Origin of the sequence: Rothia nasimurium (genome assembly GCF_928392795.1) — a bacterium.
GTDB classification, from domain to species: Bacteria; Actinomycetota; Actinomycetes; order Actinomycetales; family Micrococcaceae; genus Rothia; species Rothia nasimurium_F.
Genome location: NZ_CAKMTJ010000009.1, coordinates 71,856 through 87,734 on the forward strand (window position 1 = coordinate 71,856; position 15,879 = coordinate 87,734).

The following is a 15,879-nucleotide window of genomic DNA, read 5'->3' on the forward strand; positions in this document are numbered from 1 at the left end:
CGTGGGTAAGATTCTCATGGACTTCACCCCGCTCACCTACTCCCCCGATTTCAGGCGCATCTGGTTGGGCGGGCTCTTTTCCACCATAGGTTTTGCAATCACCTCGGTGGCGATCGCCCTGGAGATTTATGCCCTGACAGGCTCCTCCGGGGCAGTGGGCCTGGTGGGCCTGGTCTCGGTGGTGCCGCTGATCATCGGCGGCCTCTACGGCGGTGTGATTGCCGACCGCTACGACCGACGCAAGGTCGCCCTAGCTGCAACCCTGGGCATGTGGGGCGTCACCGTACTCATCGCTCTACACGCCTGGCTCAACGTCCACAGTGTGGCGGTACTCTACGCCCTCATCGCCGCAGAATCCCTGCTCCAGCCCATCAACCAGTCAGCCCGCGGGGCCATTATTCCCCGCCTCATCAAACCCCGTCTGCTCCCGGCAGCTAACACCCTCATGATGTCGGTAGGCACCCTGGGCATGAGCGCCGGGCCCCTGATTGGCGGCCTGCTCGTAGCCTCCGTCGGCTACCAGCTCACCTACTCCATCAACGTTTTCGCGATGACCGTTGGCATCTGGGCCCTTTACCGGCTCCCAGCCATGCTCCCGGAGCAGAGCGGGGCGGTGCGTCCGTCCGCTCTGACCTCAATCCGTGAGGGGCTCGGCTTTGTGCGCCGCAATACGGTGGTGGGTATGACCTTTGTGGTGGATCTTCTCGGCATGTTCTTCGCCCAGGCCCGCCCCCTCATTCCAGCCCTTGCCGCCCTCACCTTTGGCGGCGGTGAGGCCGGTGCGGGGCTGCTGCTAGCCGCTGGGCCGGTGGGCGCGCTCCTGGGGGTCTCTTTCTCTGGCTTCCTCAAGGACGTCCGCCGCCAGGGCCGCTTCCTCACCCTCAGCTATACGGGCTGGGGGCTGGGCTTTATCGCCTTCGGGCTCATCGCCTGGGCTTATGAGGGGCGTATCCCCAGCGCCTCGCTGACCGAGAACCTGCTGCCCCTGGGCCTGGCCTTTGCGTCCCTGGCCTTTATGGGCTGGGCGGACGCCCTGGGGTCGGTCTACCGTTCCACCATTATTCAGGTAGCCACTCCCGACGCCCTGCGCGGACGCCTACAGGGGCTCTTCATCATCACGGTTGCGGGCGGCCCCAACCTGGGCATGGCCTTTGTGGGCGGTGCCGCCGAGCTGGTGGGCTCCCCCTTAGCTGCGGTTATCGGCGGAACCCTGGTGATGGTCACCATCGCCCTAGCGACGCTGGCGGTACCTGCCCTCTGGCGCTACGTACCGGAGCCTATCCCCGAAACACGGCAGCAGCCTATCGTTGACTCCTAGAAGTCGATATCTGCCGGGTCAGGGCCGATGCGGCCCTCAGCTGATGAGAGCGCGTCAATCTTTGAAACCTCGTCGCCGGTCAGGGCCACCTTGAGGGACTCGAAGTTAGAGACGATACGCTCGGGGGTTACCGACTTGGGGATAGCCACGATGCCGTGGGCTCGGTGCCAGGCCAGCACAACCTGGGCGGGGGTAGCGTCATGTGCCTTGGCAATTTCGCCAATCACGGGGTTATCCAGCAGGTCGGAGCGGTTGCCCAGGGGGCTCCATGCCTGGGTGACAATGCCCAGCTCTGCGTGGACCTCACGCAGGTTTTCCTGGGCGAAGTAGGGGTGCAGCTCAATCTGGTGGATAGCGGGGACGACGCCGGTTTCGGCGACGATTTCACGCAGCTGCTCTTCGGGGAAGTTAGAGACGCCGATGGACTTGGCCTTGCCCTGCTTCTGCAGTTCAATCAGGGCCTTCCAGGTCTCGGTGTAGAGACCCTGGGAGGGCTTAGCCCAGTGAACCAGGAGCAGGTCGACGTAGTCGGTGCCCAGGCGGGCCAGGGACTCGTCCGCTGCCTTGAGGGTCTGCTCGTAGCCCTGGTCGTCGTTCCAGATCTTGGTGGTGAGGAAGACGTCCTCGCGAGCTACACCGGAGTCAGCAATTGCCTTGCCGGTACCTTCTTCATTGCCATAGATTTTGGCGGTGTCGATGTGGCGGTAGCCGGCATCAAGGGCCAGGCCTACGACCTTTTCGGCGGTGTCGTTTTCTACCTGCCAGACGCCGTAGCCCAGCTGGGGGATGCTGTTGCCGTCGTTGAAGGTGAGAAGGGGTGACTCAGTCATGGTTTTTCCTTTCGAGTATGCACGGTCACACCCCACTCTAGTCCGCTCTTCTGATTAGCCCCTAGCCTGTTCGGCAGGGGTGAACGAGCGCCGGTCGCTATATTCAGGTGCGCCCAGGTCCCCTTCGGCGGGGTCGCCGCCGAGGCGGTGGTTACGGTGCAGGGCTTCGATAGCCGCTATTTCGTCAGGGGTTAGTTCCATTCCCTGCATCGCCAGGTTGGAGGCCATGCGGGAGGGTGTTTCGGTCTTGGGGATAACCACGTTACCTATAGTCAGGTGCCAGGCCAGCACCAGCTCAGCCACCCCAATACCGCGGCGCCCGGCCAGCTCTTGCAGGGCGGGGTCGGTCAGCACCAAGCCGTTGCCGAGAGGGCTCCAGGCTTCGGTGAGGACGCCGCGGGCTGAGTTTTCTGCCCGCATGCTGGTTTGGGTGAGGTAGGGGTGCAGTTCAATCTGGTTGACAGCCGGGGTGACGCCGGTGTCGCCGATGATCTGGTCAAGCTGGGTGTCGGTGAAGTTAGAGACGCCGATGGAGCGTACCAGCCCGCGCTCGCGCAGCTCGACCAGGGCTTCCCAGGAGGCCCGGTAGCGATCAAGACTGGGCTGGGCCCAGTGGATGAGGTAGAGGTCGAGGTAGTCCAGACCCAGAAGTTCCAGGGAGCGTTCGGCCGCTTCGATAGCGGTGTCGTAGCCCTGGTCGGTATTCCAGAGCTTGGTGGTCACGAAGAGCTCGGCGCGGGGTAAGCCAGATTCGGCCACGGCCTGCCCCACTCCCGCTTCATTCTTGTAGATGGTGGCGGTATCGATGTGACGGTACCCGGTGTCGAGGGCGGTTGCTACTGCTGCTGCGGTGGCAGCCGGTGCGATACGGCAGGTACCAAAGCCTAGCTGGGGAATGCTGCAGCCATCGTTCATGGTCAGGGACAGGTTCATGGTGAGGTCCTTTGCTGTGGAGAATGCAGGGGCGGGGTGCAGTGGCAGCCAGCTGGCTCGGGGCTGGCGTTCAGGGTGCTGGTTGCAGCCGCACCCCTGCCTGCCGTTTTGACTAGCGGCGCCGGCGTCCGCTTGTCTTACGCCCGCGAGGTTCTGGCTCTTCAAGGAGCAGGGAAAGAGAGATCCGTTTGCGAGCAGGATCAGCTTCAACCACACGAACCTGCACGATATCGCCAGATTTGACGATGGTGTGGGGGTCAGAGACGAAGTCGCGGCTCATCTGCGAGACGTGGATCAGGCCGTCCTGGTGGACGCCGATGTCGACGAAGGCACCAAAGGCGGCGACGTTGGAGACGGTTCCCTCCAGGATCATGCCGGGAACGAGGTCCGCGATAGTTTCAATGCCTTCTTCGAAGCGGGCGGTGCGGAAGGTGGGGCGGGGGTCTCGACCGGGTGCAGAAAGTTCAGCGATGATGTCGGTAACGGTGGGCAGACCAACAGTTTCGCTGGTAAAGTCGCGCGGATTGAGGGCAGCTAGGCTTTCTGCGCTGGCCTTACCCTGGGTGAAGCCACCAGCAGCTGCCACAATGCTGCGGGCCAGGTCGTAGGATTCGGGGTGTACGCCGGAGGCGTCCAGGGGCTCGGACCCGCCTGTGATACGGACGAAGCCTGCAGCCTGTTCAAAAGCCTTGGGCCCAAGACGGGGTACCTTGAGCAGGTCGGTACGACGGGTGAAGGGGCCGTGCTCGGTGCGGTAGGTGACGATGTTGTCGGCAATGGTCTTGTTGAAGCCCGCCACCCGGGCAAGAAGAGCCGGGGAGGCGGAGTTCACGAGTACACCAACAGCGTTGACGGAGTCTTCAACCACGCCATCCAGGGCACGGGTGAGGGCTGCCGGTGAGACGTCGTGCTGGTACTGACCCACACCGATCGATTGGGGTTCGATTTTGACGAGTTCGGCCAGGGGATCTTGCAGGCGGCGGGCAATCGAAACTGCCCCGCGCAGGGAGACGTCCATGCCGGGTAGTTCGCGGCTGGCCAGTTCTGAGGCTGAATAGACGGAGGCTCCGGCTTCGGAGACCACCACTTTTTCGAGGCCTCGTAGGCCCTTAGCTGCGCACTCTTTAATCAGGTCGCTAGCCAGTTTGTCGGTTTCACGGCTGGCTGTTCCATTGCCGATAGCAATCAGTTCTACACCGTGGGCGCGCACCAGCTGGGTGAGGGTATCGAGGGACGCCTGCCACTGGTTTCGGGGGGCATGGGGGTAAATAACGTCGGTGGCCAGTACCTGGCCGGTCTGCCCAACGACGGCGACCTTGACGCCGGTGCGCAGCCCGGGGTCGAGTCCCAGAGTGGTACGGGAGCCAGCGGGGGCTGCCAGCAGCACATCGCGCAGGTTCGAGGCAAAGACGGCGATGGCGTCCTTTTCCGCCTGCTCAAAGAGGGAGGTTCTGGCCTCAGCAGCCAGGCGGGGCAGCAGACGCTGGCGCCAGGCAATGCGCACGGTCTTGGCCAGCCAGCCAACCACCATGGTTTCGTCGGAGACCATGTTGAGCACCTGGGCACCGATGCCGAGGGCTTCGGCTACGGTGCGTTCATACCAGCTGCGTTCCCGGTCGTATTCTTCGGCCAGAATCTCAGCAGCTTCGCGGGCGGCACCCTTGAGGGAGGACTTGGCCGGGGGCAGCACATCCACATCGAAGCTGACCTTAACGGCGCCTTCTTTTTCGGCGCGGAGCAGGGCCAGTACCCGGTGGGAGGGGATGCGGCGGATTTCTTCGTTGAACTCGAAGTAATCGCTGAACTTCGCCCCGGCTTCCTGCTGACCGGGAATCAGGCGGGAGGTGATAACGCCGCGGCGTACAAAGCGCTGGCGGAGGATTTCGGCCAGGGCGGGGTCGGTCATGGCCTGCTCAATCAAGATAGCCCGGGCCCCGTCCAGGGCATTGTCGACCGAGGCAACGGTAGCCTCAACGGTACCGGGTTCAGCATCGGCCAGTTCAGGCTCGACGTAGGCGTCAGCGATGTCGGCAGTGGGGGCAAAGGGAACTTCGAGCAGATCTTCAACCAGGGACTCCAGCCCGGCTTCACGGGCGAGAAAAGCCAGGGTCTTGCGTTTGGTTTTGTGGGGCGCATAGAGCGCCTCGAGCTCGTTTTTGGTGGGCGCGGACGCCAGCGCGGCGGCCAGCTCGTCGGTGAGCAGGGCGCGTTCGTGGAGGGTCTGCATAATAGCTGCCCGGCGCTCTTCGAGTTCCCGCAGGTAGCGCAGGCGTTCGGCGAGGGTACGCAGTTGAGCGTCGTCTAGCCCACCGGTGGCTTCCTTGCGGTAGCGGGCGATGAAGGGCACGGTAGCCCCGTCATCGAGCAGGGCTACGGCTGAGCGCACCTGGTCGGCCCGGGCGCCGAGTTCTACAGCGATACGTTCCTCAATAGGAGGAAGAGGGGTGGGGGAATCTGCTAGCGCGCCTGCATGTGTCATAGTTTCTAGTTTCTCATACCGGTTTTATGACCGGGTTCAGCAAGAGGTCTGGGTTCAAAGGGCGTTCTAGTCACCTGATTCACATAAGACAGCGTGTACCACCAACCCTGTGTGTAATAGTTACGCTTGCAGTGGGCAGAGAGGGTTAACACCACATAAAGTAGTAGTCATACAGGGTATATATTTTCGGCACCGGCATCACCAGACCTACGCCGAGTCTCTTGTACCGCTACCACGCCCTTGATTTAACCTTGCTTTGGAGAACCACCGTGCCAGACGCAGCTGATCTTACCTATACAGAGTTCTGTGAACGCTACGATTCTCTGTTAAGCGGCCTGGCGCGCATGGGCTGGACCTCCTCCGAAGCCGTACACCGTGCGTCCGTGCTCTACCCCGATATCGATCGCGACCTACTAGATCAGGCCGTTCATTCTGGCCGCTGGCTCTTTAGCGGTAGCCAGGGGCAAACCCACTCAAATGTGCTCATGGCCTCGGCTATCTGGTACGCAGTAGCTGTCAGTTTTGATTTTGAGCCCGACTATGAGTACGCGGCGGTAGGTCTTGACCCGACCATCATCCAGGATCTTCCGCGTATGCTGGAGTCCTTTGCGGTCCCCGCTGAGGCAATTGCCGGAATTGTCGGGCGTATCGGTGCGGCCCTCAAATACATGGCGGAACACCCCTATACCGAGCTCGAAGAGCAGGCCTACGACGACTTTCTCGCCCATCTGCCGCAGGAGATTGCCCATATCTCTCGTGGGGATTTCTCCTGGCCCCCGTCCCGGGCACTGATTGAGGACCGTCTGGGGGACCGTTCCTGGTCCAAGGCCCTGCTCAAGGTGGGGGCCTGCCCGCCGGATGCTGAGGGGCAGGGTATTAAACTCGAGGCTGGCACCCTGAGCGAGCGCACCTTCCGCAATACTCTGGGCGAGTTCCTGAACTACTGTATCCGCTACGACCGTAAACCCTCGGTTCTGCTCTACGGCAGCTGGGCTGAAGACCCTACCCGGAGCGGACGCGTGCCCCATCTAGGTACGGTACGAGCCAAGTACGGCTCTTGGCACCTGGCTCTGCAGGCTGGCCGCCAGATGCTCAACGACGCGATGGCCTTAGGCGGTTCACCCGCTTTGCCAGCTCGCCCCATTAACCAGCCCCCGGTTGACCCCACCGAGCCTCTCAACATTCAAGAGATTCAGGCCCAGGGTATCGGCGTGGTACAGCCAAAAGTGCTGACCGAGAGTGAGCGTACCGCCCGTGCCTGGCAGCAGCTCCTATCGGTCACCAAGCAGCGTCTTGATGAACTGCCCTGGACCCTTTCACTGCGGATCTACTACCTCTCTCCTGAGATAGTGGAAACGGAGGACGTCACTAACTTTGTGAGTATCTTCCGTTCGCCTGCCGGTTACTTCTGTGAGCTCACGTCCCCCGACGAGTTTGAGGCCATCGAAGTGGAGCTTGATACGGAGATGCTAGAAAAGGCCGGGTGGACGGCTCCCGCGCCGGGCGGCCGCTGGGCTCGAAATTTCCTGTCGGTTTCGGACGCCGCAGAAGGCGTCATTGAAGCCATGCACCGGGGCATGGGCTGTGACCACCCTGATTACTACCAGTCAGATGACCCGACGGGTAGCCTTTCGGTGAATACTGCCCACCCCAGTACCGGCTCTATCCCCATGGTTCCGGTGACCGGTAACGGTTTCATATCAATTGACGATTTTTAAGGGGAGAGGTGCCCAGCTCCCAGCGCTAGAATGGGTTGCCTATGAGTGCCTCCCGTAAACGTCCGTCCGCTCCCCGTTTTTCTGCGCCCAGCGACCGCCAAATCCGTGCGGGCGTCCGCCTTGTAGCGGATCTGCCCCGCGGGCTGCGGCGAGCGCTAGCCCTTCTGTTGGTTATGGTCTTGCTGGTGGGTGGTGTGCTCTGGTTGCGCTCTCACGAGTGGAACGTCCGCGCTGCCCTCGATGATTTACTCAATCCGGCAGGCACCGCCGTGAGCACCGGTTTTGCTGGCTCCGGGGTGCAGACCTATTCCACAGCAAGTGAGGTGCTTGCTACCCTGACGGTAGCTGAGCCCTACGCCCAGGTCAGGTACAAGCGAGATGCCTACGGAGACCCGTGGGCCGATATTGACCGCAATGGCTGCGATCAGCGCAACGATATTCTCACCCGTGACCTGACCGATCTTGACGTTGCAAGTAACTGCTATGTGCTCTCGGGTAGCCTCGTGGACCCCTACACGGCTGAGACTATCGACTTTACACGCGGGCCTAAGACCAGTGAAGCTGTCCCCATTGACCATGTAGTGGCCCTATCCAACGCCTGGTCTTCGGGGGCCTGGCAGTGGAGTGATGAGCGGCGCGTTCTGCTCGCTAACGACCCTCTTAACCTTCAGGCTGCGGGGCGGACGGCTAACACCGAGAAGTCCGATAAAAGCGCGGACGCCTGGCTCCCCCAGCCAGGCTATCGTTGCGAGTATGTGGCACGGCAGGTATCGGTCAAAGCTGCCTACCAGCTCACTGTCACCAGCGCTGAAAAGCGGGCTATGCAGGGCGTCCTGGCAACCTGCCCTGACCAGCCCGCTTACAGGTCAGCTTTTGCGGGCTAGTGGTGCTTGGACTTCTCCTCGGCACGGGCGGTGAGGGTCTGGCCGCGGTTCTTGCGGTAGATGAGCCACCAGCCAGCACCTAACAGGGCATACCAGACCGGCATGGCAATGAGGGCCTGGCGGGTATCTTCGTACATAAAGAGCAGCACGATGACGCCCACAAAGAAGGCCAGCACAGCGTAGCAGGTAAAGACACCACCGGGTAGCTTGTAGACGGACGCCTCGTGCAGCTGCGGGCGGGTCCTGCGGTACTTGAGGTAGGCAATCATAATCAGCGACCAGGTCACAACGGTCAGCACCGATGCCACCGTAGTGACCAGGGTGAAGGCGGCAATGAGGGAGTCACCCGAGTAGAGCAGAATCAGACCCGTGAATAGCAATACGGTGGTCAGGAAAAGACCGTTGCGGGGCACGCCGTTTTTGGAGAGCTTGCCGAAGATGGCGGGGGCATTGCCGTTTTGCGCCAAGCCGTAAATCATGCGGGAGGTTGAGAAGATGCCCGAATTCGCGGACGAGGTCGCACTGGTGAGCACGACGAAGTTCACCAGGTGGGCGGCGAAGCCCAGACCTGCCAGGGTGAACATCTCAACAAAGGGACTCTGGTTGGGATCGATGTTGCGCCAGGGGGTCACCATCAGAATCACGGCCAGGGTCAGCACGTAGAAGACAATGATACGCACCGGCACCGCGTTGATGGCGCGGGGCAGGGTCTTGGTGGGGTCTTTAGTTTCAGCTGCAGTGGTGCCGATAAGCTCAGCGCCCAGGAAGGCAAAGATGCCGATCTGGAAGGCGGCGAAGAAGCCACTTGCGCCCATGGGGAAGAAGCCGCCGTCGTTCCACAGGTTTGCTACGGAGGCCTTGTCACCGTTGGGTGAGGTAAAACCTGCAAAGACCATCACCAGGCCCACGATGATGAGCAGGACGATAGCCACAATCTTGATCAAGGCAAACCAGAACTCGATTTCACCGAAGTTCTTCACGCTGGGTAGGTTCAGGGCCAGCAGCAGGCCGATGAGACAGAGGGCTGGGATCCAGGCAGGGAGGTCAGGCCACCAGAAATGAACGTAGCTGGTGATGGCGATGATATCGGCAACACCGATGACGACCCAGGTAAACCAGTAGGACCAGCCCATAAGGAAACCTGCGCTGGGGCCCAGCAGGTCAGTGATGAAGTCATTGAAGGTCTTGTACTTGAGGTTGGAGAGCAACAGCTCTCCCATAGCGCGGAGTACCAGGAAGATCACGGCACCAATAATGGCGTAGACCAGCAGCAGTGACGGGCCTGCGAGTGAGATGGTCTTGCCCGAGCCCATAAAGAGGCCGGTGCCGATAGCGCCACCAATGGCGATGAGCTGGATATGACGGTTCGAAAGACCGCGCTGCAGGCCTTCTGCCGCCTGCGGTTCAGGTGTGTGCTCGGCTGTAGCCATGAGCGCCCCCTTAGAAGAGTCAAAGACCTGCCGGGAGCGAACACGACCCCTCTTCTGCGGGGAGAGCAGGGATTGCGCGCCTTTCCAGACCGGTATTTTGTTATAGTTCAGGTCAAGTGTAGTCCTTCTAGCAGGGGTGTTTTTTCCGCACAGGGTCACCCCGGGCGTCCGCTCGTCCACACTTTCCCGCTGTTCAAGCCGCCACCACCGCGCTAGAATGTTTACACGGAAACAAAATTTTCTCGGGTTGCCGCGCGACACCGAGGCCCCTATCGATAGGATTTCTCATGCCCAAGCTTTCAAACGCCGCCCTCCGCCTGACCACCGGTGCCCTGATTCTCAACTCAGGCATCGGCAAGCTCTCCATGGACGAGGCCACCTACGGCCACCTCAAGGGCATGGCTTCAGCCGGCGTCCCCCAGGTAGCCAAGCTCTCCGACAAGCAGTTCGGCAAGGCCCTTGCTGTCAGCGAAACCGCCCTGGGTGCAGCCCTGCTGACCCCTTTCGTTTCCCCCAAGCTGGCAGGCCTGGGCCTGACCGCTTTCTCAAGCGGCCTGCTAAGCATGTACTTCGGCATTGATTCCATGACCGAGAAGGACGGCATTCGCCCCACCCAGGAGGGCACCGCCATGGCTAAGGACGTCGTCCTGCTCGGCGCAGGCCTGGCCCTCCTCTTCTCCGGCAAGAAGAAGTAGCCCCCAGCTCCTCTATTACCTCACCGCCCCGCTCCTTCCAGGAGCGGGGCGGTTTTCTATCCTTAATAAACCAACAGAAAGTAAGCTCATCATCAGCTGTGTGATAAATTAACGAGAGCTAGACCACAGAGAAGGAAAAGGATAGACCCGTGGGCACCCTGCAAGAAGCACTCGACACAGCCAGCAGCTTCATCTGGGGCCCCTTCCTCCTCCTACCCCTGCTGATTGGCACCGGCATCTTCCTCACCGTCCGCCTGGGTCTTATCCAGCTCAGACTCTTCACCAAGGCCATGAGCCTGCAGTTCGGACGCCGCTCTCGACAAGAAGGAGCCAAAGGCGAAATATCTTCCTTCCAGGCCATGAGCACCTCCCTCGGCGCCACCGTAGGCACCGGCAACATCGTTGGCGTAGCCCTCTCCCTCAGCATCGGTGGCCCCGGAGCTCTCTTCTGGATGTGGGTCACCGCGATTTTTGGCATGGCCTCAAAATACGCCGAATGCTTCCTCGGCGTCCGCTTCCGCCACCGGGACAAAATGGGCGAACTTACCGGCGGCCCGCAGGCCTACCTGCAGCGAGGCATCCCCAACCGCTTCGGAAAATTCCTCGCCACCATGTTTGCCATCTGCTGCGTCTTCGCCTGCTTCGGCATCGGAAACATGACCCAGGCAAACGCCATCTCAGCTAACCTAGAGCACTCCTTCAACATTCCGCCCTACCTCACCGCGGGCGTCCTTACCCTAGGAACTGCAGCAGCCCTGCTCGGCGGCATCAAAACCGTCTCAAAGGTCACAGCCCTTTGCGTGCCCCTCATGATTCTGCTCTACCTGGGATTTGGAGTCTATATCGTGGCCATCAACGCCCACATGCTCCCAGAGGCCTTTGCCATGATTCTGCGAGGCGCCTTTACCGGAGAGGGCGCCCTCGGTGGAGCCGTCGGCGCCGGAATGATCTTTGCCCTGCAGGTCGGCGCCCAGCGCTCACTATTCTCCAACGAGTCGGGTATGGGAACAGCAGCTATCCCCGCAGCGGTAGCAACCACGTCCCACCCCGTCCGCCAGGGGCTAGCCTCCATGACTCAAACCTTTGTCGACACCATCGTGGTGATCTCAGTGACGGGGTTCATCCTGCTCACAACGGGCGCCTGGCGGGGCGATGACCCGGCCACATCAACATCCATTGCTTTTGCCACCGGCCTGCCCGGTGATTGGGGCGGCTACGTCGTCACCTTCTGCCTGGCACTCCTGGGCTACTCCACCGTGCTCGGCTGGTCCTACTACGGCGAACGCGCCCTAGAGTCACTCGGCGGGGGCGCCAAGGCTATCGTTAGCTATCGCATGATTTTTGCCCTGGTCTGTGGGCTTGGTGCCATCGCCCCGCTCACTCTGGTTTTCACCTTCTCAGATATCATGAACGGCCTGATGGCCATCCCCAACCTCATCGGCCTACTACTACTCTCTGGTCTTGTAGCCCGCGAAACCAAGAAGTACCTCACCCACGACCCCAACTTTGAAGCAACGGTCGATAACATCGACAGCTTCATGTACGGCCACCTCGGCGGCCTGGACGCCCAAATCGACCACGAGGTTGACCTCTCCCAGAAGAACCCGGTTTTAGAACACCCCGATACCACCAGCCTTAAAGTCATCACCGAAAAAATGCTGGCTGACGACGCTGCCCAGTCCACTCAGCCAGAGGTTTACGACATCACCATTGACGACGTCAATACGGGAAGCATCCCGCTACACACCGGCTCCCTGCCCATTATTCAGCAGGCAAAACCCACCTTTGGCACCCCTACTGACCCTCGGGCAATCGACGACCCGACGAACAGTGCAAAATAATTTTTCGTATCCATCACACAAATTTCCAGCTTTAACTAGTACGAGTGGATTTTTTAAAAAACACCGCGCCTCCAGCTTTCCACCTGCCTGTTTTTAAAATTTCCCTTGATTCATCAAGCATTATTTCGCTTCAGAAGCTAAAACAGGAGGAAATTCCATATGGCGAACCATCCCCGCATAGGTGGAACCACCCTCCCCACCATTCATTACCAGAAATTTTTCCAGCACAGCAGGACGCACAAGAGGCTACCACCCCCACAAACTGTGACATAAAAGCACCACAACTACCGCTAAAATGGGGACAGGACTTTTCGCATTCTGAAAAATATCCCCCAGAATATTGCTGAACAGCCCACAAAGCTCTTGCATCCTACCCCCAAAGGTTGAGGAGCGTCACTCCACTCGGTCTAGCACCTGTACTTTTAGAAGAGGACACACCCATGTCATTTACCCCAAACCGTCGCTCAGCTCTGAAGCTGACCGCAGCAGCATCTGCCGCGTCCGCTCTGACCGCCGCTACCGCTACCAGCGCCCATGCTAACGGCCAGAAGCGCATTGCTATCATCGGTTCCGGCTACGGTGGCGCTGTTGCAGCCCGCGCCCTCACCGAAAAGGGCTACACCGTCGACATGATCGAAATGGGTGCCGACTGGGAAAATATGGCAGCTAAGTCAAACGGCTACAAGTTTGACCAGATGACCTCCCCCACCGAACGATCCATGTGGTTCGAAGACCGCACCGACATGCCTCTCTCAAGCATCGCAGGCATGGACTTCGTTAACCGCTCCATCGGCCGTGCAGCCGGCGTACTCGGCGTTGAGCGCTTCGCTAACATGAAGGTCTACGTGGGCAAGGGCGTCGGCGGTGGCTCCCTCGCCAACGGTGGTATGGCCGTTACCCCCATCCGGTCCTACTTCCAGCAGGTCCTCCCCCAGCTCGACGCTGCGGAAATGTACGCAACCTACTTCCCCCGTGCCAACTCAAACCTTGGTGTCAACGTACCACCCTCCGACATCGTAGGTACCTCCAAGTGGTACCAGTTCTCACGCCTCTCAGCCTCCCAGGCAGCCAAGGCCGGCTTCAAGCACCAGCTCGTACCCAACGTGTACGACTGGAACTACATGCGCCAGGAAAACTTCGCCCGCGTTCCCAAGTCAGCTCTCGGCGGCCAGGTTATCTTCGGTAACGACTACGGCAAGAAGTCCCTGCCCAAGACCATCCTCGCCACTGCTTTCGCAACCGGCAAGGTCAACCTGACCACCATGACCGAGGTAACCTCCATTACCCAGCAGGCCGACGGCACCTTCTCCCTGGACCTGAAGACCATCGACTTCAAGGGCAACCTGGTCAGCAACACCAAGAAGGTCTACGACCGCGTTATCATGGCTGCCGGTTCCGTGGGCACCAACCGTCTGCTCCTGCAGGCCAAGAACTTCGGCACCATCAAGAACCTGCCCGCCACCCTCGGTACCAACTGGGGCCCCAACGGCAACATCATGGTTGCCCGTAATATGAACGCTGCGACCGGTGGCTACCAGTCCGGCATCCCTGCCATGGGTGTCTCAAACTGGGATAACTCCACCAACTCGGTCTTCGCTGAGCTGGCCCCCTTTCCCGCCGGTATCGATATGCGTATCGGCCTCTACCTGGCTATCACCAACAACCCCAACAAGGGCAAGTTCACCTGGAACAACTCAACCGGCTCTATGGAACTGGATTGGGACTCCGCCAAGGCAGCCCCCGGCGTTGCAGCAGCTAGGGCCTTCATGGATAAGATGAACGCCGCTAACTCAGGAACCAGCTACAACAAGGGTCTCTTCAAGGACGGCAAGACCTTCGCTGACTACTTCACCTACCACCCCCTCGGCGGTGCCGTCATCGGTGAAACCACCGACCTCAACGGTGAAGTAAAGGGTGTTCCCGGTCTCTTTGTTATGGACGGCTCCCTGATTCCTGGCAAAATTGGTGTTAACCCCTTTGTAACCATCACTGCTATCGCAGAACGCAACATGGACCGTCTGCTGGCAGCAGGCCGTTTCGCCTAAACACAGAAAGCACACAATGACTGCGCACACTCCCAAACGCCGCACCGTACTGAAAGCTGGTGCCTGGGCGGCCCCCGCCGTCCTGGCTACCAGTGCTATCCCCGCTTACGCAGCGAGCTTCGAAGAGATCCCCCGCACCGATCTAGCAATTCTGCTCTCTGATCCCACTGTGGACTGGTCAACTTTTCAGCCGGTCTACGATAGCCCCATCTATCGTGGTCCGACCACAAGAACCAACGTTGCTGCCTACGCGTCTTTCCCCAACACCATGACCATCACCAACGTTGGTACGGTGCCCGCAGTGAACCCCAGCGGCACCCTACTGACCGACATGAACGATGTTGCTACAGACGCTACCGGTTCAAACCGGGCCGGCACCTACGTTAACTCAAGTGATCCGCTCGTCACCTTCGCGTACGCTGGACAGGCAGGCTGGGGTTCACCCTCCTTTACCTGGACCTACTCCGGCGTCCTACAGCCCGGTGAGTCCGTAGAGATTCCCCTGCGCTATTACGTGAATTTCCCTTTCTGGAACGTCCAGTACGAGCTTTTCGTAGCAGTTACTGTCATCGATGAGATGGACGGCGATTCAGACGATAACTTTGAGCACATGGGCGTCACCCAGGGCCGTGTTATCTACTAAGTAGAACCGTCAGGGACCCTCCACCGGGGCAGGCTGTTTTCAGCCTGCCCCGGTGTCTATCTGTGACGATATACTTGGGGAAGTCTTTCTTTCCCCTACCGGCGGCACTTTGCGTTTCCGTGCGCGCCGGTTTATCTGTTTCAACCTCGCAAGGAGAGTTATGGAAACCAATAAGCAGAAGCAGGATCTGGCGGCTAAGGCCGAGCGCGCAGCGGCAGGTGAAGACCTGACCGCCCCCGTCCCTGAGCAGTTCCACCGCCAACCCTACTCGTTCGTCCGCCGCGGCGACCGCCTGACCGCCCGCCGCCAGAAGGCCTGGGATACCTACGCCCCTACCCATGTGCTTGACCTACCCCGCAACATCGGCGACACCTCCGTCGCTGAGGGCGCGGTCTTTGACCAGCAGGCCCTGTACGGACGCACCGACGCCCCTCTCGTTGTTGAAATCGGCTCAGGCCTGGGCGAGGCTATCGTCAACCGTGCCACCCAGGTACCCGAGGCTAACTTCCTAGCCGTTGAGGTCTATACCCCCGGCATCGCTGACCTACTGCTCAAGATGGGCCAGGCCGGGGTTGAGAATGTGCGTGTGGCCCAGGCCAACGCCCCCGAGCTGCTCGATAACCTGCTCGAAGAGTCTTCTGTTGATGAGCTCTGGGTCTTCTTCCCCGACCCCTGGCACAAGGCCCGCCATCACAAGCGTCGTCTGGTCTCCCCTACCTTTGCAGATAAGGTGGCCCGGGTTCTTAAGCCCGGTGGTATCTGGCGTCTGGCCACCGACTGGGAAGAATATGCCCTGGTCATGCGTGAGGTACTTGATGCCCACCCCGACTTCACCAACGCCCACGCCGGTGAAAACACCACCGAGGAAGACCCGCTGGGCGGCTGGGCCCCTCGTTGGGACGGACGCGTGGTCACCAGTTTCGAACGCAAGGCAGGTGAGGCGGGCCGCCGGGCCCACGACCTGACCTACATTCGTCGGTAAAAATCCGTTAGCTATATAAAGCAGGCGGGTACCTGAACGCACCATAGGTGTTCGGGTACCCGCCTCTTTTATAGGTAGAGG

Annotated in this window: 12 protein-coding genes; 8 read left to right on the forward strand and 4 right to left on the reverse strand. The window is 60.3% G+C overall.

Annotation, left to right across the window (positions count from 1 at the left end; genetic code table 11):
* Position 1 precedes the first annotated feature (1 nt).
* Positions 2–1,318, forward strand: a complete 1,317-nt coding sequence (locus tag L6963_RS09990) for an MFS transporter (RefSeq protein WP_237207543.1) — start codon at positions 2–4, stop codon at positions 1,316–1,318.
* On the opposite strand, the gene L6963_RS09995 is transcribed toward L6963_RS09990, so the two are convergent.
* The 3 genes from L6963_RS09995 to L6963_RS10005 all read right to left on the reverse strand — a co-directional run bounded on the left by L6963_RS09995 (position 1,315) and on the right by L6963_RS10005 (position 5,560).
* Positions 1,315–2,148, reverse strand: coding sequence for an aldo/keto reductase (locus tag L6963_RS09995; RefSeq protein ID WP_135011189.1), 834 nt, complete (start codon positions 2,146–2,148; stop codon positions 1,315–1,317). The two genes, L6963_RS09990 and L6963_RS09995, sit on opposite strands and share 4 nt — an antisense overlap.
* 54 nt (positions 2,149–2,202) lie before the next feature.
* Positions 2,203–3,081 (reverse strand): aldo/keto reductase, encoded by an 879-nt coding sequence (locus L6963_RS10000; protein WP_237197007.1) that lies wholly within the window; start codon positions 3,079–3,081, stop codon positions 2,203–2,205.
* Between the two features lie 112 nt (positions 3,082–3,193).
* On the reverse strand, positions 3,194–5,560 hold the full coding sequence (locus L6963_RS10005) for a Tex family protein (protein WP_237207541.1): 2,367 nt from the start codon (positions 5,558–5,560) through the stop codon (positions 3,194–3,196).
* 269 nt (positions 5,561–5,829) lie between these two features.
* On the opposite strand from L6963_RS10005, the gene L6963_RS10010 reads away from it, so the two are divergent.
* Positions 5,830–7,278, forward strand: a complete 1,449-nt coding sequence (locus tag L6963_RS10010; protein ID WP_237207540.1) for a hypothetical protein — start codon at positions 5,830–5,832, stop codon at positions 7,276–7,278.
* A 41-nt stretch (positions 7,279–7,319) separates the two neighbouring features.
* Positions 7,320–8,162, forward strand: a complete 843-nt coding sequence (locus tag L6963_RS10015) for an HNH endonuclease family protein (RefSeq protein WP_237197013.1) — start codon at positions 7,320–7,322, stop codon at positions 8,160–8,162.
* On the opposite strand, the gene L6963_RS10020 is transcribed toward L6963_RS10015, so the two are convergent.
* A complete protein-coding gene (locus L6963_RS10020; protein ID WP_237207539.1) occupies positions 8,159–9,592 on the reverse strand; it encodes an amino acid permease in 1,434 nt (477 codons plus the stop codon). The two genes, L6963_RS10015 and L6963_RS10020, sit on opposite strands and share 4 nt — an antisense overlap.
* A gap of 287 nt (positions 9,593–9,879) precedes the next feature.
* Here L6963_RS10020 and L6963_RS10025 point away from each other — a divergent pair, with 287 nt between their 5' ends.
* The 5 genes from L6963_RS10025 to trmB all read left to right on the forward strand — a co-directional run bounded on the left by L6963_RS10025 (position 9,880) and on the right by trmB (position 15,798).
* On the forward strand, positions 9,880–10,287 hold the full coding sequence (locus L6963_RS10025) for a hypothetical protein (RefSeq protein WP_237207538.1): 408 nt from the start codon (positions 9,880–9,882) through the stop codon (positions 10,285–10,287).
* 149 nt (positions 10,288–10,436) lie between these two features.
* Complete coding sequence (locus tag L6963_RS10030; protein WP_237207537.1) at positions 10,437–12,128, forward strand: alanine/glycine:cation symporter family protein; 1,692 nt, start codon at positions 10,437–10,439, stop codon at positions 12,126–12,128.
* A gap of 440 nt (positions 12,129–12,568) precedes the next feature.
* Positions 12,569–14,173 (forward strand): GMC oxidoreductase, encoded by a 1,605-nt coding sequence (locus tag L6963_RS10035; RefSeq protein ID WP_237207536.1) that lies wholly within the window; start codon positions 12,569–12,571, stop codon positions 14,171–14,173.
* A gap of 16 nt (positions 14,174–14,189) precedes the next feature.
* Complete coding sequence (locus L6963_RS10040) at positions 14,190–14,816, forward strand: hypothetical protein (protein WP_237197025.1); 627 nt, start codon at positions 14,190–14,192, stop codon at positions 14,814–14,816.
* 160 nt (positions 14,817–14,976) lie between these two features.
* The gene (gene trmB, locus L6963_RS10045; RefSeq protein ID WP_237207535.1) at positions 14,977–15,798 is read left to right on the forward strand and encodes a tRNA (guanosine(46)-N7)-methyltransferase TrmB; all 822 of its coding nucleotides are present in this window, start codon (positions 14,977–14,979) and stop codon (positions 15,796–15,798) included.
* Positions 15,799–15,879 lie beyond the last annotated feature (81 nt).

Excerpts from the sequence above, each read along its gene's own strand:
- L6963_RS10025 (WP_237207538.1), top strand. The coding sequence starts at position 9,880 with ATGCCCAAGCTTTCAAACGCCGCCCTCCGCCTGACCACCGGTGCCCTG.
- L6963_RS09995 (WP_135011189.1), bottom strand. The coding sequence starts at position 2,148 with ATGACTGAGTCACCCCTTCTCACCTTCAACGACGGCAACAGCATCCCC.
- L6963_RS10005 (WP_237207541.1), bottom strand. The coding sequence starts at position 5,560 with ATGACACATGCAGGCGCGCTAGCAGATTCCCCCACCCCTCTTCCTCCT.
- L6963_RS10035 (WP_237207536.1), top strand. The coding sequence starts at position 12,569 with ATGTCATTTACCCCAAACCGTCGCTCAGCTCTGAAGCTGACCGCAGCA.
- L6963_RS10040 (WP_237197025.1), top strand. The coding sequence starts at position 14,190 with ATGACTGCGCACACTCCCAAACGCCGCACCGTACTGAAAGCTGGTGCC.
- L6963_RS10000 (WP_237197007.1), bottom strand. The coding sequence starts at position 3,081 with ATGAACCTGTCCCTGACCATGAACGATGGCTGCAGCATTCCCCAGCTA.
- L6963_RS10015 (WP_237197013.1), top strand. The coding sequence starts at position 7,320 with ATGAGTGCCTCCCGTAAACGTCCGTCCGCTCCCCGTTTTTCTGCGCCC.
- trmB (WP_237207535.1), top strand. The coding sequence starts at position 14,977 with ATGGAAACCAATAAGCAGAAGCAGGATCTGGCGGCTAAGGCCGAGCGC.
- L6963_RS10020 (WP_237207539.1), bottom strand. The coding sequence starts at position 9,592 with ATGGCTACAGCCGAGCACACACCTGAACCGCAGGCGGCAGAAGGCCTG.